General features: G+C 37.9%; 14 protein-coding genes, 3 tRNA genes and 4 pseudogenes. 7 read left to right on the top strand and 14 right to left on the bottom strand.

Translation table 11 applies throughout. The annotated features are described in order from the left end of the window. Positions 1–94: 94 nt before the first annotated feature. From fusA to rpsL, 3 genes are read right to left on the bottom strand one after another with little or no spacing between them, the layout of a single operon-like run. Complete coding sequence (gene fusA / locus BN200_RS05935; RefSeq protein WP_019221627.1) at positions 95–2,179, bottom strand: elongation factor G; 2,085 nt, start codon at positions 2,177–2,179, stop codon at positions 95–97. A 29-nt stretch (positions 2,180–2,208) separates the two neighbouring features. Then, positions 2,209–2,679, bottom strand: a complete 471-nt coding sequence (rpsG, locus tag BN200_RS05930; RefSeq protein ID WP_019221626.1) for a 30S ribosomal protein S7 — start codon at positions 2,677–2,679, stop codon at positions 2,209–2,211. A gap of 18 nt (positions 2,680–2,697) precedes the next feature. Beyond that, complete coding sequence (rpsL, locus tag BN200_RS05925; protein WP_019221625.1) at positions 2,698–3,069, bottom strand: 30S ribosomal protein S12; 372 nt, start codon at positions 3,067–3,069, stop codon at positions 2,698–2,700. A gap of 551 nt (positions 3,070–3,620) precedes the next feature. Between rpsL and xth the strand changes: the two genes are divergently transcribed. From xth to BN200_RS05900, 5 genes and pseudogenes are all read left to right on the top strand, one after another. Then, a complete protein-coding gene (gene xth, locus BN200_RS05920; protein ID WP_019221624.1) occupies positions 3,621–4,403 on the top strand; it encodes an exodeoxyribonuclease III in 783 nt (260 codons plus the stop codon). Positions 4,404–4,518: 115 nt separating this feature from the next. Beyond that, a pseudogene (locus BN200_RS05915) lies at positions 4,519–5,429 on the top strand (transporter substrate-binding domain-containing protein). A 139-nt stretch (positions 5,430–5,568) separates the two neighbouring features. After that, positions 5,569–6,321 carry an amino acid ABC transporter permease gene (locus BN200_RS05910; RefSeq protein ID WP_019221623.1) on the top strand — a complete coding sequence of 251 codons (753 nt, stop codon included), beginning with the start codon at positions 5,569–5,571 and terminating at the stop codon, positions 6,319–6,321. 3 nt (positions 6,322–6,324) lie between these two features. Beyond that, on the top strand, positions 6,325–7,041 hold the full coding sequence (locus BN200_RS05905; RefSeq protein WP_019221622.1) for an amino acid ABC transporter permease: 717 nt from the start codon (positions 6,325–6,327) through the stop codon (positions 7,039–7,041). Positions 7,042–7,052: 11 nt separating this feature from the next. Next, positions 7,053–7,799, top strand: a complete 747-nt coding sequence (locus tag BN200_RS05900; protein WP_019221621.1) for an amino acid ABC transporter ATP-binding protein — start codon at positions 7,053–7,055, stop codon at positions 7,797–7,799. A 97-nt stretch (positions 7,800–7,896) separates the two neighbouring features. Here BN200_RS05900 and BN200_RS05895 read toward each other — a convergent pair whose 3' ends face one another. The 6 genes and pseudogenes from BN200_RS05895 to BN200_RS05870 all read right to left on the bottom strand — a co-directional run bounded on the left by BN200_RS05895 (position 7,897) and on the right by BN200_RS05870 (position 15,204). Continuing rightward, positions 7,897–8,688, bottom strand: coding sequence for a tetratricopeptide repeat protein (locus BN200_RS05895; protein ID WP_019221620.1), 792 nt, complete (start codon positions 8,686–8,688; stop codon positions 7,897–7,899). 476 nt (positions 8,689–9,164) lie between these two features. Further along, positions 9,165–11,889 (bottom strand): annotated as a pseudogene (locus tag BN200_RS05890) (valine--tRNA ligase). A 138-nt stretch (positions 11,890–12,027) separates the two neighbouring features. After that, entirely contained in the window at positions 12,028–12,603 is a 576-nt protein-coding gene (locus BN200_RS05885; RefSeq protein ID WP_019221619.1) for a DUF2497 domain-containing protein, read from the bottom strand. A gap of 250 nt (positions 12,604–12,853) precedes the next feature. Continuing rightward, positions 12,854–14,155 carry a TolC family outer membrane protein gene (locus tag BN200_RS05880; RefSeq protein WP_195886766.1) on the bottom strand — a complete coding sequence of 434 codons (1,302 nt, stop codon included), beginning with the start codon at positions 14,153–14,155 and terminating at the stop codon, positions 12,854–12,856. A 56-nt stretch (positions 14,156–14,211) separates the two neighbouring features. Continuing rightward, positions 14,212–14,886 (bottom strand): protein-L-isoaspartate O-methyltransferase family protein, encoded by a 675-nt coding sequence (locus tag BN200_RS05875; protein ID WP_019221616.1) that lies wholly within the window; start codon positions 14,884–14,886, stop codon positions 14,212–14,214. Between the two features lie 244 nt (positions 14,887–15,130). Continuing rightward, positions 15,131–15,204, bottom strand: a tRNA-Cys gene (locus BN200_RS05870). A 188-nt stretch (positions 15,205–15,392) separates the two neighbouring features. Between BN200_RS05870 and BN200_RS05865 the strand changes: the two genes are divergently transcribed. Continuing rightward, positions 15,393–15,467: transfer RNA gene (locus BN200_RS05865), tRNA-Asn, on the top strand. Positions 15,468–17,577: 2,110 nt separating this feature from the next. Here BN200_RS05865 and BN200_RS05855 read toward each other — a convergent pair. Beyond that, on the bottom strand, positions 17,578–18,957 hold the full coding sequence (locus tag BN200_RS05855; protein WP_019221613.1) for a DEAD/DEAH box helicase: 1,380 nt from the start codon (positions 18,955–18,957) through the stop codon (positions 17,578–17,580). 847 nt (positions 18,958–19,804) lie between these two features. Then, positions 19,805–21,081: pseudogene (gene ilvA, locus BN200_RS05850) on the bottom strand (threonine ammonia-lyase IlvA). 144 nt (positions 21,082–21,225) lie between these two features. Between ilvA and BN200_RS05845 the strand changes: the two are divergent. Continuing rightward, positions 21,226–21,311: transfer RNA gene (locus BN200_RS05845), tRNA-Leu, on the top strand. A gap of 321 nt (positions 21,312–21,632) precedes the next feature. On the opposite strand, the gene BN200_RS05840 is transcribed toward BN200_RS05845, so the two are convergent. The 3 genes and pseudogenes from BN200_RS05840 to BN200_RS09710 form a co-directional block, all read right to left on the bottom strand. Next, positions 21,633–21,899, bottom strand: a complete 267-nt coding sequence (locus BN200_RS05840; protein WP_019221612.1) for a helix-turn-helix transcriptional regulator — start codon at positions 21,897–21,899, stop codon at positions 21,633–21,635. 101 nt (positions 21,900–22,000) lie between these two features. Then, positions 22,001–22,477 (bottom strand): DUF488 domain-containing protein, encoded by a 477-nt coding sequence (locus BN200_RS05835; protein WP_019221611.1) that lies wholly within the window; start codon positions 22,475–22,477, stop codon positions 22,001–22,003. A gap of 59 nt (positions 22,478–22,536) precedes the next feature. Further along, positions 22,537–22,627 (bottom strand): annotated as a pseudogene (locus BN200_RS09710) (lambda exonuclease family protein); the annotation flags it as partial.

The raw sequence follows: 22,627 nt of genomic DNA, 5'->3' as shown, positions 1-22,627 counted from the left end.
TTTCGTACGTTCAAACTTGCTCTTCGCCATTTGAGCTCTCCATTTTCCGTGTCCCACCAAGGACTAAGTTAAAAATTAATCACGCTACTTAAATTTACGCGTATTTCTTTTGTATCTCCAAAGCAACAGCTGAAGGAACAGGTTCGTAATGATCAAACTGCATCGTATACTGTGCACGCCCTTGACTCATCGAACGAAGACTGTTCACGTAACCAAACATATTTGCCAAAGGAACCATTGCATTGACAACCGTTGCAATACCACGTGCCTCAGTTCCCGAAATTTGACCACGACGAGAATTGAGATCACCAATGACATCACCAACATAATCTTCCGGCGTCACAACCTCTACCTTCATGATTGGCTCAAGAAGCTGTGCACCAGCCTTTTTTGCACCATCTCGAAAAGCCGCACGAGCAGCAATTTCAAAAGCCAGAACGGAAGAATCAACATCATGATAACCACCATCGACTAGGGTAGCTTTTACACCAAGCATAGGGAAACCTGCAAGGGGACCTGAACCCATAACACTCTCAATCCCCTTTTGAACACCCGGAATATATTCTTTAGGAACAGCTCCACCGACAATTTTCGACTCAAAGATGAAATCATCACCCTCATGAGGTTCAAAAATAATTTTTACACGAGCAAACTGCCCTGCTCCACCAGATTGCTTCTTATGCGTATAATCAATTTCTGCAGCTTTTGTAATTGACTCACGATAAGCAACCTGAGGCTGCCCAACATTAGCTTCAACCTTAAATTCACGCCGCATACGATCAACAATAATATCAAGATGCAGCTCACCCATTCCAGCAATAATGGTTTGCCCTGATTCCTCATCGGACTTCACACGAAATGAAGGATCTTCGGCCGCCAAACGATTAAGTGCAATACCCATCTTTTCTTGATCTGCCTTTGTTTTTGGCTCAATGGCAATTTCAATAACAGGCTCTGGGAACTCCATGCGCTCCAAAATAACAGGCTTAAGAGGGTCGCAAAGAGTATCCCCCGTTGTTGTTTCTTTAAGCCCCGCGAGAGCAACAATATCGCCGGCAAAAGCCTCTTCAATATCTTCACGAGAATTCGAATGCATCTGCAGCATACGACCCAAGCGCTCTTTCTTCCTCTTCACAGTATTCTCAAGAGAAATACCCTTCTGAACTTTACCAGAATAAATCCGGCAAAAAGTCAACGATCCTACAAACGGATCATTCATAATCTTAAAAGCAAGCATAGAAAGCGGAGCATCATCTGAAGATTCACGCGTTGTTTCACCCTCAGTCTTCACATCAATACCACTAATTGCAGGAACATCAACGGGAGAAGGAAGATAAGAAATAACAGCATCCAAAAGAGGCTGTACACCTTTGTTTTTAAAAGCAGTACCACAAAGAACTGGATGAAACTGAACCTCTATAGTTCCCTTGCGAATGAGAGCCACAAGTTGCTCATTTGTTGGCATCACACCCTCCAAATAAGCCTCTGTCGCAGCCTCATCAACTTCAACCGCCATCTCAACTAATTTTTCGCGATACTCCTCAGCTTTCCCCTTCAAGTCAGCAGGAATTTCATCGACAGTAGCCGTAGCACCGATAGAACCATCCCACCTTAATGCCTTCATCTCAATGAGATCAACAACACCCTCAAAGTCATTCTCAGCACCGATTGGTAATTGCAGAACAAGTGCCTTAGCACCCAAACGTGAACCAACCATTTCTACACTACGATAAAAGTCAGCACCTATTTTATCCATTTTATTCACAAATACCATGCGCGGCACACGATATTTCTCAGCCTGTCGCCAAACCGTTTCTGTCTGAGGCTCCACACCAGCATTCGCATCCAGCAATGCTATTGCGCCGTCAAGAACACGCAAAGAACGCTCAACCTCAATAGTAAAGTCAACGTGGCCTGGCGTATCAATGATATTAAAGCGCCTCTTCCGACCATCACGCCCCTCCCAAAAAGTCGTTGTAGCAGCAGAGGTAATCGTAATACCACGCTCCTGCTCCTGCTCCATCCAATCCATCGTAGAAGCACCATCATGGGTCTCACCGATTTTATGATTCTTACCAGTATAGAACAGAATACGTTCAGTCATAGTGGTTTTACCAGCATCAATATGTGCCATAATACCAAAATTACGATAATCTTCAATTTTATATTCGCGAGCCATTGCACTTGCCTTAGTTTTCTTAAACACGCCTACCAGCGATAATGAGAGAATGCACGATTAGCCTCAGCCATACGGTGAACATCCTCACGCTTCTTCACTGCAGAACCGCGATTATTAGCTGCATCCATCAATTCACCAGAAAGACGATCAATCATTGTCGTCTCATTACGCCCACGAGCCGCTGAAATTAACCAGCGGATAGCAAGAGCCTGACGACGATCAGGACGAACATCAATCGGAACCTGGTAAGTAGCACCACCAACGCGACGTGAACGAACCTCAATATGAGGAGCAACATTCTCTAACGCCTGATGAAACAAAGCCACAGGATCTGATTTTACCTTACTCTCCACAACATCAAGCGCACCGTAAACAATACGCTCAGCAACGGACTTCTTACCATCAAACATAATGGCATTCATAAATTTTGTAATCACCAAATCACCGAATTTGGGATCTGGATTAATTTCACGTTTTTCTGCTCTATGGCGACGGGACATTGGCTCTGTCTCTCAATATTATTTCGGACGCTTCGCGCCATATTTTGAACGACGCTGTTTACGATTCTTGACACCCTGCGTATCAAGCAACCCACGGATAATGTGATAACGAACTCCTGGCAAATCTTTCACACGACCACCACGAATCATTACAACAGAGTGCTCTTGAAGATTATGCCCCTCTCCAGGAATATAACCAATCACCTCAAATCCATTTGTCAAACGGACTTTAGCAACTTTACGAAGAGCAGAATTTGGTTTTTTCGGCGTTGTTGTATAAACACGCGTACAAACACCACGCTTCTGCGGATTCGACTGAAGAGCAGGAACCTTATTACGCCTAACTGGCGCAATACGCGGTTTGCGAATCAACTGGTTTACGGTAGGCATGTAACCTTCCTCTTTATTCGATCTACGTTCGTTTTACCCTCTTGGGCTTTATTTATTTCCATCTATTCCGAATAGAATCGGAGTAAATAACTAATCTTACACACAAAATCGGGCAGGACTGCTATAAACAGCTTACCCGACTAAAAGCAGAGAAGGCAACAGCCTTTTGCACTTACATTCGCTTTTAATTTCCTAATCAAACCCTGTTTAAATGACCTTTTAGAATAATCTCTAAAAACATTCATCACTCTTAACACCGGTTATGATAGCCTCTAATAGCGAGAACACATACATTCGTCAAGAACTAAACATCAGAAAGTTTCGAAAAATGAAAATAAATGAAACTGTAAGAGATCAAATTTAGCTTTTAGCAGGAATTCTTGATAAATCAGATTATCATAGTAATATCCACTTCACAACCATTATAAAGGGCGTGACATATCGAGAGATGTTTATAGTCGGAGAGAATTTATAGAACACTTTAACATCATAATTTAATGAATTGTATAGAGTTCATTATAATGTACATGTAATACTTAAAGATGAGTACCATGAAAATAGTAACGTGGAATATTGCTGGAATAAAAGCACGACATGAAACATTGTATCAATGGTTACAGAAAAACCAGCCTGATATAATTTGCTTACAAGAAATCAAAAGTACCAATGAGAATTTCCCGCGCGACGCAATTGAAGACTTAGGGTATCACATAGAAACGCACGGACAAAAAAGTTTCAATGGTGTTGCGATTCTCTCCAAAAAAACACCCGATGAAGTTATCCGCAAATTACCAGGCAATGAGAAGGATGAACAAGCACGTTATATTGAAGCTGTCTATTCAATAAATCAAGGTGTTATTCGTGTTGCATCGCTCTATCTTCCGAATGGCAATCCTATCAACAGCGAAAAATATCCTTATAAAATGGAATGGATGGAAAGATTGTATGAACATGCAAAATTATTGCTGAAATACGAAGAGCCTCTTGTTTTAGCAGGTGATTATAATGTCATCCCTACCCCATTAGATGCGAAGCTCCCTCAACAATGGAGTAATGACGCCTTATTTCTTCCACAAACAAGACAAGCGTTCCAACGCATTGTTCATTTAGGTTTTTATGACGCTCTTCGCAATGTCACAGACACCCCTTCATTTAGCTTCTGGGATTTTCAAGCTGCTGCATGGCAAAAAGACAACGGAATTCGGATTGATCACTTGCTTTTATCACCAGAAGCTGTTGATCAGCTTGTCTGCGCTTATAGCCAAAAAGAAGTAAGAGGGTACCCAAAACCATCCGACCATACTCCCGTTTGGATCGACCTTAATTTTAATTAACCAAAGTACAACATACGTTTGATTAGAATAATTAAAAAAATATCCCACCGAGAATAATAAATATGTTACACAATCCATGGCAATATAAAGAAATCGTAAATGCATGGAGTAAAAAATGAGAAAATCACTTTTAGTATTCATTGCAGCAACCGCAACCATCATTGGGCTGATAGGTATTGCAAAAGCTGAGAATGATACACTTGAAAAAATTAAAAAACGGGGAAAATTACTCTAGGTGTTCGCGAATCATCTGGTTTAGGTTATGCCCTTGGCAATGGAAAATATGTAGGCTTTCACACAGAAATGGCAGAGCATATCATTGATGACATTTCAAAAAAAATTGGTAAAGCAATTAAAATTCATTATCTTCCCATCACATCACAAAATAGAATTCCTCTACTAAAAAATGGCACCTATGATTTTGAATGTGGCTCAACAACCAACGATATTTTTCGCAGTAAAGAAGCAGCATTTGCTTACACCACTTATGTCGAACAAGTTCGGATTGCCGTAAAGAAAAATTCCAACATTAAATCCCTTGAAGATTTAAACGGAAAAACAATCGCAACCACTACCGGGACAACCGCTGTTCAGCTTATTCGCAAAAATGAACGTGCAAAGCACATTAATTTTAAGGTCGTAAAGGGTAAAGACCATGGAGACAGCTTCTTACTACTAGAATCAGGACGTGCAGACGCATTTATCATGGATGCCTCAATTCTTGCTGGACATATTGCCAAATCGAAAAACCCATCTGATTATGTGATTCTTGATACTGTACTCTCAGTCGAACCCATTGCTTGTATGCTCCGATTGAATGATAAAAATTTGGAACATGCAATCAATGAGAGCATCGTCCACCAAATCAAAGATCACTCACTTGAAAAACTTTATGATAAATGGTTTATGAAACCAATCCCGCCTGCAAATAATATTGTTAATCTTCCCTTATCTGAAGCAACAAAATATGCTTGGGAACATCCAAACAATAAACCTCGTGAAGACTACTCAGAAAATAATTTGTAGAATTTGAAAAAACAACCGCACTCTTTAAAAAATTGAGTGTGGTTGTATTTTTGTTCATTTTTCAATAGATTGGTCATATGTAAATATGGCAAATTTGTTATTTTATTTGCAAATAATTAAATTCAGGAAATATCAATTAATGGACTTTTCTTTCCTTTGTAAAGATGATCTTACCCAAACACTGGTAGCAGGATGCTTGGGAACTCCAGGTGTCAGTCATACCTACTTAGATACACTACTCGAGAGCTTAAAAAATACAGTTATCTTATCCATCTCTTCACTGATTTTAGCTCTATTTTTGGGTATTATTGTAGGAACAATGCGCACCCTACCAAATACATCCATGACCAATTGCTTATTTCGCGCGATTGGGTGTATCTGGGTAGAGGTTATGCGGAACATTCCTCTCCTTGTACAAGTATTTTTATGGTACTTTGTTGTGCCTAAAATTTATCCCCCAGCGATAAATTACTCACCTATTTTATTAATAACATGTGCCTTAGGATTTTTTACATCTGCTCGCATCGCAGAACAGGTTCGCTCAGGCATTGAAGCCATCCCTTCTGGACAACGCTATGCAGCTATCTCCATGGGATTTACAACATATCAAATTTATCGTTATATCATATTACCGCGTGCTATGCGCACAATTATGCCGCCACTTACTTCAGAAGCAATGGGGATTGTAAAAAATTCGTCCATAGCATTCGCTGTTTCAATAAATGAACTCATGCAATTCCAATACCAAACGATTGAAGAAGTAAGTCATGTTTACGAAAATTATCTGATTGTCACAATTCTTTATATTTTTATAGCCTTGTTCATATTTGTCATTATGACAGTGATTGAGCAGATGCTTAAAATTCCGAATCTTCAAACAAAGGGACGTTGAATAATGATAGATTCTATAAACTCTGAGTTTGGATTTTATTTTCCTTTCAATTTTTCAGATTTTGATTTTTCATTTTTTACTTTTGATATATTCTGCTCTTACATTCTGTCAGGATTGCTCTTTAGTGTTTTTCTCACTCTTTTTTCCACGCTATTGGGACTTGTCTTCGGTACACTTTTGGCAATGATGCGGCTTTCTTCCATTAAACTGCTTTCTTCTCTGGCAATAATTTACACAACAGCTATGCGTTCAATACCGCTTGTTATGGTTATTTTGTGGTTTTTTGTACTTTTACCTTTCATTACCGGTACATCAATCGGTGCAAATAAATCAGCACTCATTACTTTTACTGCATTTGAAACCGCTTATTTTGCCGAAATTATACGTGCTGGTATAAATTCAGTTTCGCAAGGACAAAAACAGGCGGGGCAAGCTCTTGGAATGACATATTGGCAAAATATGTATATCGTAATTCTTCCCCAAGCTTTTAGAGACATGCTGCCAGTGTTTTTAACACAAGTTATTATCCTCTTCCAAGACACAACCCTTGTTTACGCAATTAGTGGCAATAGCCTTCTGAACGGTTTTGATATTGTTGCTAACAACTTTGGTGTCAAGCAAGAAGCTTATATCTTGGCAGCTATTTTCTATTTTGTTATCTGCTTCACTCTGTCGCAGATAGTTTTATATCTACAGAAAAAAGTATCCATTATTCGCTAACAGGAGAAAAAATGTCTACGCATATGATTGAAATAAAAAATGTTTCTAACTGGTATGGCGAAATCAATGTCCTCAAAAACTGCACAACAACTATTAACAAAGGAGAAGTCGTTGTCGTGTGTGGACCATCCGGCTCAGGTAAGTCGACACTTATTAAAACTATTAATGCTTTGATTCCTTTTCAAAAAGGAGAAATTTGGATTGATGGAACACCGGTTCATTCAAAAAAGACAAATCTGTCTAAATTGCGCAGTCGCGTGGGGATGGTGTTTCAACACTTCGAGCTTTTTCCACATTTATCTGTCATAGAAAATTTGACAATTGCACAAATCAAAGTCCTTAAGCGCAGCAAAAAAGAAGCACTTGAACGCGGCTTATTATATCTTGAACGCGTGGGACTCATTGAACATAAAAAGAAATACCCTGGTCAACTTTCCGGGGGACAACAACAACGTGTTGCGATTGCGCGTGCCCTAACCATGGATCCGCTCGTTATGCTTTTTGATGAACCAACATCTGCTTTAGATCCTGAAATGGTAGGGGAAGTATTAGATGTCATGATCAGTTTAGCAGAAGAAGGCATGACGATGATGTGTGTAACCCATGAAATGGGGTTTGCTCAAAAAGTCTCAGAGCGTGTTATTTTCATGGATCAAGGAAGAATTCTCGAAGACTGTTCATCCGAAGAATTCTTTTCTTCTTCAAAAGCGAGAACAGCACGTGCACAAGAATTTCTCTCTAAAATCCTTAACCATTAATCATAACGTGAGAGAAAAGCTATCTCTGTTGTAAAATACTACAATAAAAGTTCAAGCTTCAAGCCTGGGAAATGAAAAAAACATTGAAGTAAGATATTCAAAAACTGCTATTTTTTAACATATCAGTGACCAATGACATTGCTCTATTTCTCTCAAATTCATCACAAGTAGCAAAAGCACGCGCTTGCATAGGACCAATCCAATCTCGATCTTTTGGATTCGCTTTTTCGTAGGCAGCAGTTAACATCGCTACTCCGCGCACTGTTTTGCCTGCTTCAAATAACATATTGCCAAGCATCGCTTGAGCAGGAAGGTTGCCCTTTTTTGCTGAAAGCTGAAACCACCGTGCTGCCTGTACAGGGTTTTTCTCTCTCCCCTCTCCTTTTAGAAATATTTGTCCTAAATAGTACTGAGCTTTAGAGTTGCCATAATTCATCGCAGCTTGCATATAAAGGCGAACAGCGTAAGAGGGATTAGGCTTTACAGGAGATTGAGGAATACCTTTTTTTATATACCCCGCAAGTTCAACCAACGCATCAGAAACATAGCTTTCATTCTCTGAACCAAGATCAATACCTTTCTCCACAATATATGCAAAAAACTTATATGCTTTATAATCATCTTCAGGGACACCATCACCATCTGCGTAAATATGGCCCAGTTTCCAATTCGCACCAATATGCCCCATATTGGCAGCGCAACGTAATGCTGAAATAGCTTGATTTATTTGTCCATTTTTATAAGCAAACATACCACGTTTAAAAAAATAAAACGAATTATGAGACGCTTTCTGTGCACCAGTGATATTTATTCCACAAACATGAGAAAAAATCACACTCAAAGTAAAAATAAGTGCGGCTTTTTTCCAAAGCTTAAGCCTGTTTAACATCTAACGCTCCCCCCTTATCTCAGTTTGAAAATACTACTGCTGTTACAGTTTCTTCATATGCACCTGAAGTCTTCTTCTTATTAATATTAAGAAAAGAAACAAGATATTTTGAATATGATTATTTTAACAGAAAAGAGAGATAAATGGAAATCGCAAAAAATATTTCAGTCCAAAGAAGCTTTTACATTTTTGTGCAAAAAATTGATTTTTAAGCATAAATTCTCATTCTGCATTTTGTATCAAATCTCTTGATATTATAGGTTATTTCCGACATCCTTATTACAAAAAAGCAAAAACTGTTCAATAAAGAGACATTTGCATTTTGAAAAGCAACCTTAAAATGGGTAAAAGCATATAATAAGCCAACCACTGAAATGCGAGAGGATAATATTGGAAGATAGAAGAAATTCTCTTTTAAAATAAACAACATAATGATATAAAATCATCCATCAAAAGGATAAGATAAAAAGACATATTTACACCAACCGCTCTAAAGCAAGAGATATTTTCTTCTGCGCAGCACGTAGTTCTACAATCCTGTTACGTTCAAGCTCAACAATTTCTGGCTTTGCATTTTCTATAAATTTGGGATTGTTTAATTTAACTGATATTTTTTCAATATCTTGTTCAATTTTACTGACATCTTTCATCAAACGAGCACGTTCAGCTTCCAAATCAATTAACTGGCCCAATGGTAAACAAAAAATTGCTTCTCCCAAAATCATTTGCGCCGATATAGCTGGAGCTTTATCAGCAAAGTGAATTGTTTCAATACGTGCTAATTTTTTAAGCAGAGCCTCATAACGTTTTACACGCTTTTGCGTTAATTCCCCTCCCTCTACAATAATGAGGGGCGCTAACGCAGCCGCAGGAATATTCATTTCAAAACGCACAGACCGAATGGCAGTCACAGCATCAATAAGCCAATTAATATCGGAAGCAGCCTCTTCATCTGAAAAACTTGCTTCTGGCCATTGCGTCAATGCTAGCATATCTTCACGCTTCATGCCTGGCGTTTCTGTGAGAAACCATAACTCCTCCGTCATATGAGGCATAAAAGGATGAAGAAGTTTATAGACTTCATCCAAAACCCAAGCCGTACACGCCTGAGCTTCATTTTTAGCATCTGCATTAGAACCTTGAAAGACAGGTTTGAGAAGTTCTAAGTACCAATCGCATAATGTATTCCAAATAAAACGGTAAAGTACACTAGCAGATTCATTAAACTTATAGTTTTCAATTCCAAGTGTCACTGCTGCAACAGTTTTAGACAATTCTGTTAAAATCCAACGATTAAGCGCAAATTTTGCTTGTTCTGGCTTAAAAGTTGGATCATGCTTGACACCGTTCATCTGTGCAAAACGCGTAGCATTCCACAATTTCGTAGCAAAATTACGATACCCTGCAATACGGGATGGATCAAGTTTTACATCACGCCCTTGTGCCGCCATAATAGCCAAAGTAAAACGGAGTGAATCCGCGCTATATTGATCAATAAGCTCTAAGGGATCAATAATATTTCCCTTGGACTTGGACATTTTTGCTCCCTTCTGATCACGTACAAGAGCATGCACATAGACCGTCGGAAAAGGAACATCACCCATAAAGTGAAGTCCCATCATCATCATGCGAGCAACCCAAAAGAAAATGATATCAAACCCTGTAACTGACAGAGATGTTGGATAAAAGGTAGCTAATTCGGGCGTTTTATTAGGCCAACCCAGCGTTGAAAAAGGCCAAAGAGCTGATGAGAACCAAGTATCTAAAACATCCGCATCACGGATTAAATTCACCGATTCACCATAATGAGAGAGAGCTGAATTTAAAGCCTCCTCCTCACTTTTTTCAACAAAAACCCTCCCATCAGGACCATACCAAGCCGGAATCTGATGTCCCCACCATAATTGGCGCGAAATACACCAAGGTTGAATATTCTGCATCCAATTAAAATAGGTTTTTTTCCAGCTGTCTGGAACAAATTGCGTTTTTCTTTGATGCACAGCCTCTATCGCTGGCTTGGCTAATTCTGCAGCATTAACATACCATTGATCTGTCAAGAAAGGTTCAATAGGAACACCACTGCGATCTCCATGAGGAACCGTATGTGGATGATCATCAACGGTTACCAAATACCCCCTCTCTTCCATCAAAGAAACAATGTGATCACGTGCAACAAAACGATCTTTTTGATCGAGATGTTCCACCAATAGCTTTAACGCATCTGATAAAACCACTCCCTCAAAAAATGCTTCATTTTCACGTAAAAAAATCTCAGCTTTTTCGGTAAAGATATTGATTAAGCGCAAATTATTGCGCTTGCCAACTTCAAAATCATTAAAATCATGTGCTGGCGTAATTTTGACCGCACCACTTCCCTCATCAGGATTAGCGTAAGTATCAGCGACAATCGACAATCTACGCCCCACAAGCGGTAAAATAGCATTTTGGCCTATAAGGTTTTTGTAACGATCATCTTCAGGATTGACTGCAATTCCTGTATCACCGAGCATTGTTTCTGGCCGTGTTGTAGCAACTGTGATAAAAGTTGTAGCATCACTTGGATCAAAAACTTTCCCTTCAAGGGGATATCTAAAGTGCCACAAATAGCCCTGAACTTCTTTTTGTTCAACTTCTAGATCTGAAATAGCCGTTAATAATTTAGGGTCCCAATTAACAAGACGCTTGTCCCTATATACCAGCCCTTGCTTATAAAGTGTGACAAAAACTTCACGAACAGCCTCAGACAACCCCTCATCCATTGTAAACCGCTCACGCGACCAATCACAAGAAACACCAAGACGACGGAGCTGATTTGTAATAACACCACCAGTCTCATAACGCCATTCCCAAACACGCTCAACAAATTTTTCCCTCCCTATTTCTTGGCGTGTTGGCTCTTGACGCTGTGCAAGCTGACGTTCAACAACCATTTGCGTAGCAATCCCTGCATGATCCATACCAGGCTGCCACAAGACATTTTTGCCACGCATTCTCTGAAATCGGACGACAATATCTTGAATTGTCGTATTGAGAGCATGTCCCATATGAAGTGAGCCTGTCACATTGGGGGGGGGCGAGCATAACACAAAAAGATTCAGCACCACTTTTTGAACCCATCCCTGCTTTAAAAGCACCACGTTCTTCCCACTTTTGGGCAATGCGTTGCTCTATAGAAGCAGCATCATAGTTTTTCTCTAACATTCTTCTCACCCATAACGCTGCTGAAAAGCGCAATATACAATCTAAAAGCGATTATACTTTCCGGAAATTCCATTCAGTCACATAAAAGCTGAACACCGGCAAAACAAATATACAAGAAAATAATGAGAAAACAAAAAGTTAAGACGACTTCTTAATTGCCTTAACGATCTCTTCACGTAAAATATCTTCAAGCAAAACAGGCAATTTACGCTGTAACCATTCTGCTATAGCAGGACGTAAAACATCCTTCGCAATCTTCTCTGCAGAAGAAATGCAATAGGCAGATAGTTCTACATGACCAGCATCGCCATTTTCAGACTGTGAAAAAGGCTCATTATATTCTCTTGTCCTATGAACAGAGCGCTGTTCTTCAGAAGAAAGCCTCGTCTTTTTCATATCCACGCCAGCCATATTATTTTCCATCTCTATATTTTCTTTGCCTTGCATTTCCTTATCTTGCATTAAAGAAAAATCATGGTTTTCAGAAGAGAGACCAATGCGATCAGCCAGAGCTTTCATCGCATCATCAACAGATAAGGTTGTTTCATAAACACCTTCTGATGGTACCTCTAAATTCTCCTTAGAAGCATTCCCCGCAAAGCCTTCCTTTGAAAAGTAATCAGGATGAACTGCATTTTCTTCGATGATTTCACGAATAGATGTTAAAATTTCATCCATACTTGGCTCACGTAAAACGCTTGAACTCTGTACCATACTTAAAAACCTCTCAAAGACGCAACAAAAAACAGAATCATAGTATTAGTGTAAGCAAAAGAATCATAAGATCAACATGCCTGCCACTATATTTTCCAACATGCTTGCCCTGAAAATGCTGCTACACACAATTTTCTTTATGAATAAAAAGTAAATTGAACGGTTCTCTTTTTCAACATGGTAAATTATAGATTGACAGATCTTTTAAAGATAAAAACTACCGTGCAGACAAAAGAACCACTTTTTGCTTTTATTGTTTATATTTAACCATTTTAAAGCCTAAATAATCTGCTGTTAGCTTCCCCACAGAAGACTGAACACTATAGCTTGCAACAACAGCATTCCGCTCTGCCTTCGCAAGCGCAATCTGAGCATTAATCAACTGAGTTCGAGAATTTAAAACATCCAATGTTGTTGCCTGCCCAACGCGGTTTTCTTGCACACGACCTTTAAGAGCAATTTCAGCAGCACGAACACTTTCACGATAAGCAATAACAGATGCGCGCGCTCCTTCTAACTGAAACCAAGCAGAAGTCAGTGCCTGCCTTATATTACTCTGAGCCAAATCAAGCTGAAGATGAGCTTGCCCAAGCTGTTCCTTAGACTGTCGAATCTGAGCAGTTGTACGCCCACCTTCAAAAATCGGAACATTCACCACCAGTCCTATTGATTTAGAAATCCCATCGTCTCCAGGACCACTATAAATGCGATTATAAGAGGCTGTAGCAGAAAAATCAACTTTAGGGAGCAACGCTCCTTCTTTTGCCTTTACATTATAAAGGCTAGCATCAACAAGATATTTTGCGTAAAGAATTGCTGGATGTAATACAGTGCTCATTTGGTAAGCAGCATCAAGATTTACCGGCAATCCTTCTGCTATGGGCGGACGTTTTAATTTTTCAGGATCACAACCTATTACTTGTCGATAAACAGCCTCTGCTGACTTGACATCAGCACGTGCAAGACTCAACTCTGAAACAGCCACAGAACGTGCAGCTTGTGCTTGAGAAAGATCAACACGCCTTCCCTCTCCAACATCAAATTTTGCTTTATTCGAACGAACTTGCTCTTCAAGAGCAGCCAAATTTTCTCTCCGAAGATCAGCAATACGACGTGCTTGATAAACATTAGCATAAGCTGTTACAGTATCGAGAAAGACATTTTGTTCAACATTTCGAAGATATTCACGCTGCGCCTGAAGCTTAATCTGAGCTGCAGAAAACATATTTTGCGTGACAAAACCGTCAAATAATCTTTGATTTAATCTTATCCCCAAAGATCCAGAAGTACTATAGGGGCCAACAATAGACTTACTGCGTCCATAGCTTCCAATCCCCTCAATTTGTGGTAATAATCCTGATCGTGCAATGACCACGTCATCACCTGATATACGCACAGCTGCACGTTCACTCTTCAACTTAGCATTGTTTATATAAGCTTTATAAAAAGCATCCATCAATGTTTCGGCACAAACTGACCCTGATAAGAAAACGCTCAACACCAGAAAGAAACACGCCTGAAGTTTCTTTTTTATTCTCAACACCACACACACAATAAAAACCCCAAATTAATTACAGAATTATCTTTTATTCACAAACAAGACAAGCACTAAAATACAAAATCAGGCGTTTTTAAAAAACCAGGAAGACGTTTTACAGCAAGATTAAAAGCACAACGCGCAGAAACAATTCCATCTTCTTTTATGTAGATTCGAGCAACACCAGCATTACCATGTCCTTCAACGACAACAAGACGTCCACCATCTTTCATTTGATCAAAGAGAACCTCTGGAATAAAATCGACACAACCCTCAATAAAAATCACATCATAAGGGCCCTTAACAGCATATCCTTGTTGCAATGCTCCATGAACCACAATCACATTGTCACATTGATGACGTTCTAAAGTTGAGACAGTTTGTTCTAAAAGAACTTTATGAGATTCTAACGCAATAACAGAACGCGCAAGTTTCGAAAGCAATGCCGCACAATAACCACTATTGGCCCCAATATCTAACACAATATCCGATGACTTTACAGCTGCAAGCTGTAGGAGTTTAGCTAAAGATGCAGGTCCCATCAAATAGCATGCAGGAACTCCCTCCTGCGCTGGATATAGAAGAATATCGGTATCGAGATAACTCAAAGCCTTCATGTTTTCCGGTACAAAATCTTCACGCGGTACTGTTAAAAACGCTTCAAGAACTGATAAATTCGTCACATCCACTATACGAATTTGATTGTCGACCATTTTCCGGCGAAGCTCTGCAAAATCTGCAACCATAATGCCCCTTTTCTCCTACATCCACAAAAAAATAGCGACAATAAGGAACTAAAATCTTTACCTGTAGGTGTTTACAAAAAATACGCTCTAGCGAACAATGAAACTCTAACTGCATTCCTTTTCATGATAAAGTGTTTTTACTCATGGTAAAGTATTTTTACTATAGAAAGGAACAGTTTACCTGCGCATATCCCCCTTGAAAGCCTTACTCTTAAAGACCATTCTATTTAAAACTGAAACTGGCTGGAGGCCTCGCCCGGAATCGAACCGGGATACAAGGATTTGCAGTCCTCTGCGTAACCATTCCGCCACGAGGCCCCATCAAAAAATATTAAAGACTGTCAATAAGGGAAGGCAACACATCCGTCAAGGCATAGAAGTTTTCTCTCACCATTTTTCCTCTTCATTATACAATTTCTAATATTTTTTTTAAAAAAAGCAATTTTATCCTTTGCAAATCACTCTTGCTTTGCTATAGCCCTTGAAGTTGCATGATTGGGCACTGTTCCCCGGTAGCTCAGTGGTAGAGCAACCGGCTGTTAACCGGTTGGTCGCTGGTTCGAATCCGGCCCGGGGAGCCATATTCTTTTTTATTAAGCATAAATTATTGCTTTTACATCTTTTTTCTTAAAGTCAGGGATATGTATTTCAATTGCCTCTTTACAGTGTGTTATTCTTCAAGGGTTTTGGGGCGTGTTTTTAATGCCTGTTAGTAAAAGGTTTTCGCTTTTCTTTTCACTCATACCAAAAGAAAAAAGCATTCCCACTTCTAAAAAATGAGAAGTTTTGCAAATTTCTTTTACTTCATCAAAATCGTTAAGCCATAATACGAAATATTTTCCGCTGTTATAGAAAATATTGAGCATTTCCAGCATTGATAAAATCCTCTTCCATAAATCCCTCAAGACTATAAGATTCTCTGATTATCTTAATAAATCTAAATACATATCTGTGCTCCCAAAATAAATACATCTTTCATCTATTAAGGTACCAAAATCTATTTCACGACAGCACACATCAATAGTATAATGGTAAATTCATTGAGATCCATCTTCTTTACACTTGAAGCAAGCCGACATCATCATTCCCTTTGCCAGCTCCCAATGTTACTAAAACCCTTGCGTTTAGAAGATTCAGTAAGAAGCATTTTTGCTCTTTTCTTTAAGAGTTTGTATTCACATGCCAATCCTACTTGTGACTTACAAGCGAATGATTTTAATTGATTTAACACAAAACAAATTTAAAATGAAAAAATCTCACCGTCTTAAAGTTTCTTATTAAACACACAAAAAGTAAATTATCTTTATAAATCAAAATCTTGCGTCTATTATAGAAATTAAATAACCAGTTTGTTGCCTCTGAAGGTGTCAAAGAGATTTTTGTTGCCTTTGTAGCTTATCATCAGATTTTTTATATTTTAACCTCTAGGTTTTTATTGATTTATTTTTTTCAAAGGGTCTTTTAAAAATCTTTCAAAGCTTTCCCTCATTTTTCTATCAAATTCCGATTTTTATAATTTTTCGCTTTTTTTGAGTTTTAAGTATGAAAATCCAATTCTACAAAACTTTCAATCTAATGATAAAAAATATCCATAAAAACAATAAATTATTAGATCTTCACAACTAATCACGCCTCTTCCCATTCAGTACAAGAGCTAACGTCAAATCACAGCCTTATTAAGATTTGGTTATTTTACAGAACAGGTAATAATTCTTTGTAGATCAGAAGTTACATAATTTTTATGATTTTTTATATCTTTTCCGCATCTTCTTGCTCCTTTTATATCCTTTTAAAGCGTTTCCTAAAGAGCATACGAACGCGTTATTCAAGTTGCTTCAACAAAGCAGAAATATTTATAACATAAAAATATTTTCTTGCTAATCATCTTTATTGAACTTTTACAATCTAGAGCTATATGTTACTAAATTATATAAAATGATAGCTTTTTCAACAACACGCATAAGTTATTGTAAAACTTGAAAAAAATCTTCTATCTTTTTTCTCTGATATCCATCGTTTTGCCAAAAAAAGGCTTTCTAGAATCAATTGTGTGGCAGTAATCTATAAATCAAATCACCGTTAATCTCGACAAGCACGTAATAAATACCAGGCATTTTCACTTTTCAATGACCCCTTCTTTAGACGTTTTTCGCACAAACTTTTTTATAAAAAGTGAGGCTAAAGCTGTTTAAAATATTTTCTGATTACGCTTGTAATATCATAACGCACTTTTGCTCTTGTCTTTGATTAATTATTCAACCTTTTAACCGTAAAGCCAAACTGAAAAGAAATCATATTCACTTCCTGTAATTCATACTGAAAACCATTTCTACAAAATCAGCATTAAATTTTATAAGTATTTTTATTTCCACATGAACAATGTGCTGCTCATCTTCAACACCTTCTTCTTTACTGATCGAATCTCTTACCACCAGCCAATAGAATATGCCTTTCAAAGTTTCCTAGAAAACCAAAATGAACCTACTATTCTAAACGTAACCATCTCTATTGCTGTTTTTGTTGATGTCTCTACCTCACAAATTTTTCACTGCTATAAAAGATTGAAAACTTTAAAAACATCCTCTCTTTTCTTCTGTAAAGAGAATTGCTTTTTATTTCTCTTTCTTTAAACGGAGAGGAAAACAAAAAGAAGAAAATATTCTAAACGTACAATCTCGTCTAAGTATATACTCAAGCTGCCTTATTTACTGACTTGCGGGAACGAAAAGACTTCGCACGTTTTGCCACTGCTTTTGCTTTTTTGTGCCTTACACTTGGAGAGGAAGAATTTCTTTCCTGTGACTGCACAGTATTATCTTTGTGACCCCTAAACCGTTTCTGACGCTTAGATTTTCTAAAATGAGGTTCCTTAGTGTTCTCTTTTTCTATCACGTCCAGCACAAGAGGCTTTTCCGGAAAGGCTGCAGACTTTTCTGGTATAGTTTCACGCATTAATCTCATACAAATCAAGCGCTCTATAGCACGCAACCGCATCTGCTCCACACCTTCATCAAAAAGTGTGAGTGCCTCACCAGAAGCGCCATTGCGTCCTGTGCGAATACGATGCACATAACTTTCAGCTTCATCTGGTAAATCGTAATTAATAACGTGACTTATGCCTGGTATATCAATACCGCGTGCTGCAATATCTGTCGCAACAAGAATTCGCACTGATCTTTCACGAAAAGCTTTTAACGCAGACTGGCGAGCACTTTGTGACTTATTTCCATGAATCGTCGCAACAGAATATCCTATCCCTGCTAAACTCCGCGTGACAGCATCAGCACCGTGTTTGGTTCGCGTAAAAACAATAACCGAAGCAAAATCTGGATTTGTCAAAAGTTTACCTAAAAGGTTCTTTTTTTCACGTGTAGGAACACAATATAATTTTTGGGTAATTTCCGCAGCCGTAGTCCCTTGAGGAGAAACCTCTATTTTTACTGGATCATTGAGCAAACATTTTGCAAGTGCGTTAATTTCCTTCGGCATTGTCGCAGAAAAAAGTGCTGTTTGACGCCCTTGATGCAAAAGTTTTGCAATGTGCCGTACATCATGAATAAAGCCCATATCTAGCATACGATCTGCCTCATCCAGAATTAAAAAACGCGTTTGAGAAAGATCAACGTATTTTTCACGAACAAGATCTCTTAAACGCCCTGGTGTTGCTATCAAAATATCCACACCTGCTTCCATGCGTTTAATTTGTTTGAAACGTGATACCCCACCAAAAATGAGACAGGTTGAAAGATGCGTTCCTTTCGCAGCTACACGAATTATTCCATCAATCTGAACAGCAAGTTCACGTGTAGGAGCTAAAATTAAAGCGCGCGCGGTTTTAGGAAAACGTTTATCACCCAAAGCCAAAATCTGACTTAAAATAGGTAAACTAAATGCCAAGGTCTTTCCAGAACCTGTCTGCGCAATCCCTAGAATATCATGCCCTTTCAACATCACTGGAATAGCTTGTTCTTGAATAGGTTTAGGTTTGCTCATACCAGCAATACTCAAGTTTTTAACTAAAAGAGCAGGCAAACCTAACTTTGTGAAAATATTTTCTCTATTTACGTTCAAAATAAAATCTTTCTCCAGCTTAACAACTCTAAAAAAGAAATAAGCTGAATTCTGTTACTCAAGAATCCGCGCAAAAAAGATCTTGATATTTCAAATTTGTGAAGCAACGCTTAAAAGAGCGATTGCGCAGCTAACGAATACCCTGAAACCAAGTGTAAAGGCGCATAAATTTCATTTTTAAAAGAGCTAGATCACCAACCCAAACACCTTCGCACTTACTATCATTGTATAACAAAAAAAAAGCAAGAACTTTGCGAAAGTTATTTATCAAGAATAAGAAAAATAATACTATAATCGTTCATTTCTTATTTTCATTATTGTTTCTTTCGAGAAAGATACCCCTCTTAAAATCAGGATAAATCTCAAAAAACTGGATTTTGTAAAATTTTCTAACCAGCATAGATGAAATACCATTATATTTTATCAAAAACCGCCAAAATTTGAGAGTGAATGATATGATCCCCCATCTCAAGCATAGTCGGAATCAAAGCATAAAAGGACTGCTATCAATGAGCAGAGAGTCCATATTTGTTTCGTCTAAACGATAAGCACCGCAGGCAAAACCTCAAACTAAACGCCCAGCTATTAAAAAAACTGTGAGGTAAATTATCCCCCAACATATTTAACAACGAGCTATTCTTTAATAAAAACAATCGGACATACAAGCAGAAATAGGCATAAAATTCCCATTTTTACAACATGATTGATATCAACAATGAAGTTCAAAATTTTATGAGCATTAGTTCATATATTAAACCATGTTGAGCACTATTAAAAAAATAATTCCAGCACAAAATAAAAAAAGAGATCTGATTTTTATATTTCTTTTTTCAGCAAAAATTCGTTCTCAAATGACAAAATCAAATAACGTTTGATCGTCAGTAATATCACGATAACGCCACCCTAACGCTTGAAATTTTTCTTCTAAAAGACAAAAATTATCATATTTTTTGTTTCAATTGCAATCAATACAGAACCAAAACTTCTAGATGATTTCTTAAGATATTCAAAACGTACGATATCATCATCTGGAGAAAGTTGAGCAAGAAAACTACGTAACGCACCAGGATGCTGCGGAAAACTAAAAATAAAATATTTTCTCAATCCCTGAAAACGGAGAGAACGTTCTTTAATATCTGGCAAACGCTCAAAATCAAAATTACCACCTGAAATAACAAGAAGAATTTTTTTGCCTTTCAACTCTTGAGGAGGAATACTATTAAGAGCATCAATCGATAAAGCACCAGCTGGTTCAAGGACCACACCTTCAACATTGAGCATTTCAACCATTGTAGAGCATACACGGTTTTCAGGAACTGCAATAACAGAATCTGGTGAAAAATTCTTCAGCATCGTGTAGTTCAATGCACCAATTTCAGCGACAGCAGCTCCATCTATAAAGGTATCGATATTTTCAAGTTTCACACGTTTTCCACTCTTCAAACAAGCGAGCAAACTTGCAGCTCTTTGCGGCTCAACAAAGCGAAGCTCGGTTTTCCAACCATATTCACGTAAAAACTTGCTCACACCACTGGCCAAACCACCTCCACCTACAGGAACAAGAATCAAATCCGGCTCGCTTTCCCCATTGAGTTTTTTCCATTGCAAAACAGCCTCACACAAAACTGTCGCCTGCCCCGTAATAATGCGAGCATCGTCAAAAGGCGGTGCCATAACACCACCACTCTGTGTAGCAAAAGATTGTGCGGCTGCATAACACTGATCAAAAGTCTCACCAATTAAACGGATATCAATAAATTCTTTGCCAAACACACGTGTCTTATCAATTTTCTGTTGTGGAGTTGTCACAGGCATAAAAATCACGCCTTTACGTTTAAAATAGCGACAAACAAAAGAAACTCCTTGCGCGTGATTCCCTGCTGATGCGCAAACAAATGCAGCATCTTGAGATATCTTGCTAATCATTTCTGAAACAAAATTGAAAGCACCGCGAATCTTATAAGAGCGCACAGGTGTTAAATCTTCACGTTTCAAATAAATTTCTGCATCATATTTTTGACTAAGAAAATCATTTCTTTGAAGAGGTGTTTCAGCAAACACATGATGCAAAGCCACCATAGCTTTGTTTACATCTTGAATAAATTTACTCATAACAGCAGTCATTTCATGCTTCATTAATACTATGGTTCCTTACTAGCTATAAAAGCAACCATTGTCAGTCAAAAATTGAACGAAGAATGAAAAGTTTTCTTCTTATCATTAATTCTTGATTCAAAAAAAGATATAGCTTATGAGAGAGTCCTTATCGCGGACGTGATGAAATCGGTAAACATAGCAGACTTAAAATCTGCCGGTCTAAGACCTTGCGGGTTCAAGTCCCGCCGTCCGCACCAGAACATTTTGATTTTCCTTTATTTTTCAGTAATTTGTTAGAAATCAGAAAAAATTAAACCACCTTCTAAACCACCTTTTAAAACCCCATCATAACGCTATCAGATGGTATTGAGATAGTGCTAAAATACGAATCATTGCTGCTTTTTTGAGGCATATTTTCGAACTAAATCACCATACCCTCTGTAATTTTAAAAGAGATCGTGACGGCAATACCATCATTATCGATTGTCACTAAATTATTCATGATCAAGCTATTATCAATAATTTTCTATCATTTTTGTTAATCTGTCTCTACGAGCAGTTCGTTACTTTGGACCTCTTCAAGACAATTCTACTGAATCTCTTTCTGTTTTTTTAGCTTCAATATAACGATCAATTTCAACAAGATCCCATTTTAAGTATCGTCCTTCTTGTATAGGCTTAGGAAAAGCTCCGATTTTTACAAGCTCTCTAATATATGTCATTGACATTCCGAGATAAATTGAGAGATCTTGTATATTGACAAGCCGTTGCAAACGCATCGACAGTAAAGCTTGTTCGAATAAGCTTACTTTTTCTATTGAAGCAGTTAATTTTTCTTCGTTCATTTCAAACTTTCCTTATTATCTAAGTGTTGAGAATAATTACAAATAGGTGGGGACAAAGGTGTTATAGAACACCTTCATTTTTCAAAGTTGTAAGTTATTTATTAGATGTGTTTAATTTCATATTTCCAATCTTTGAGTTGTGTAAGAGCTTTGGTAATTTCTCCCCGATGACACATGCAGACATCAGTTTCAAAGCAAGTAATTGCAACACGCTTTTTATCTAAAAAAAGCTGGTATAATTTTTCTATTGCATGAAGATTATCCTTAAGAGTTGTATTTCGGTAATCTTCAAAAAGATGTTCATAATCTTCTCGTGTTTTCAGATTGCATCTTTTTTCAGAGGCAATTCCAAATTCAGGCATGTGCATATATTCAATGCCAATGTCATTTACAGCTTTCTCTAATTGTCTTTTTGAAAATCCATGTTTTCTGCTTATTGGATTTTTACGGACATCACACAAAGCTTTGATATTGTTTTCCATGAGACAATAAAGGTAATTCTCAAGAGATTTTCCTTGATATCCAATGGTAAAAAAACAAGATTTTTCATCTTTAGCAGGATGTATAAAGGTACACACGTTTAATTTCCTTACATAAATGGGTGGGGGTGCTGGGAGGAGAAAGCACCCCCATAACATCAAGCGGCTTTCGTCAAAATCTTTTGCATCTCTTGTTCTATTTCTGCTAAAAAGATTTCAACCGCTTGATTGATCTGTTCAATTCGTTTT

The sequence above is a fragment of the Bartonella senegalensis OS02 genome (assembly GCF_000312545.1).
Taxonomy (GTDB): Bacteria; Pseudomonadota; Alphaproteobacteria; order Rhizobiales; family Rhizobiaceae; genus Bartonella; species Bartonella senegalensis.
The sequence above is the reverse complement of the archived record's forward strand: the minus strand, read 5'-3'. Positions and strand labels throughout refer to the sequence as shown.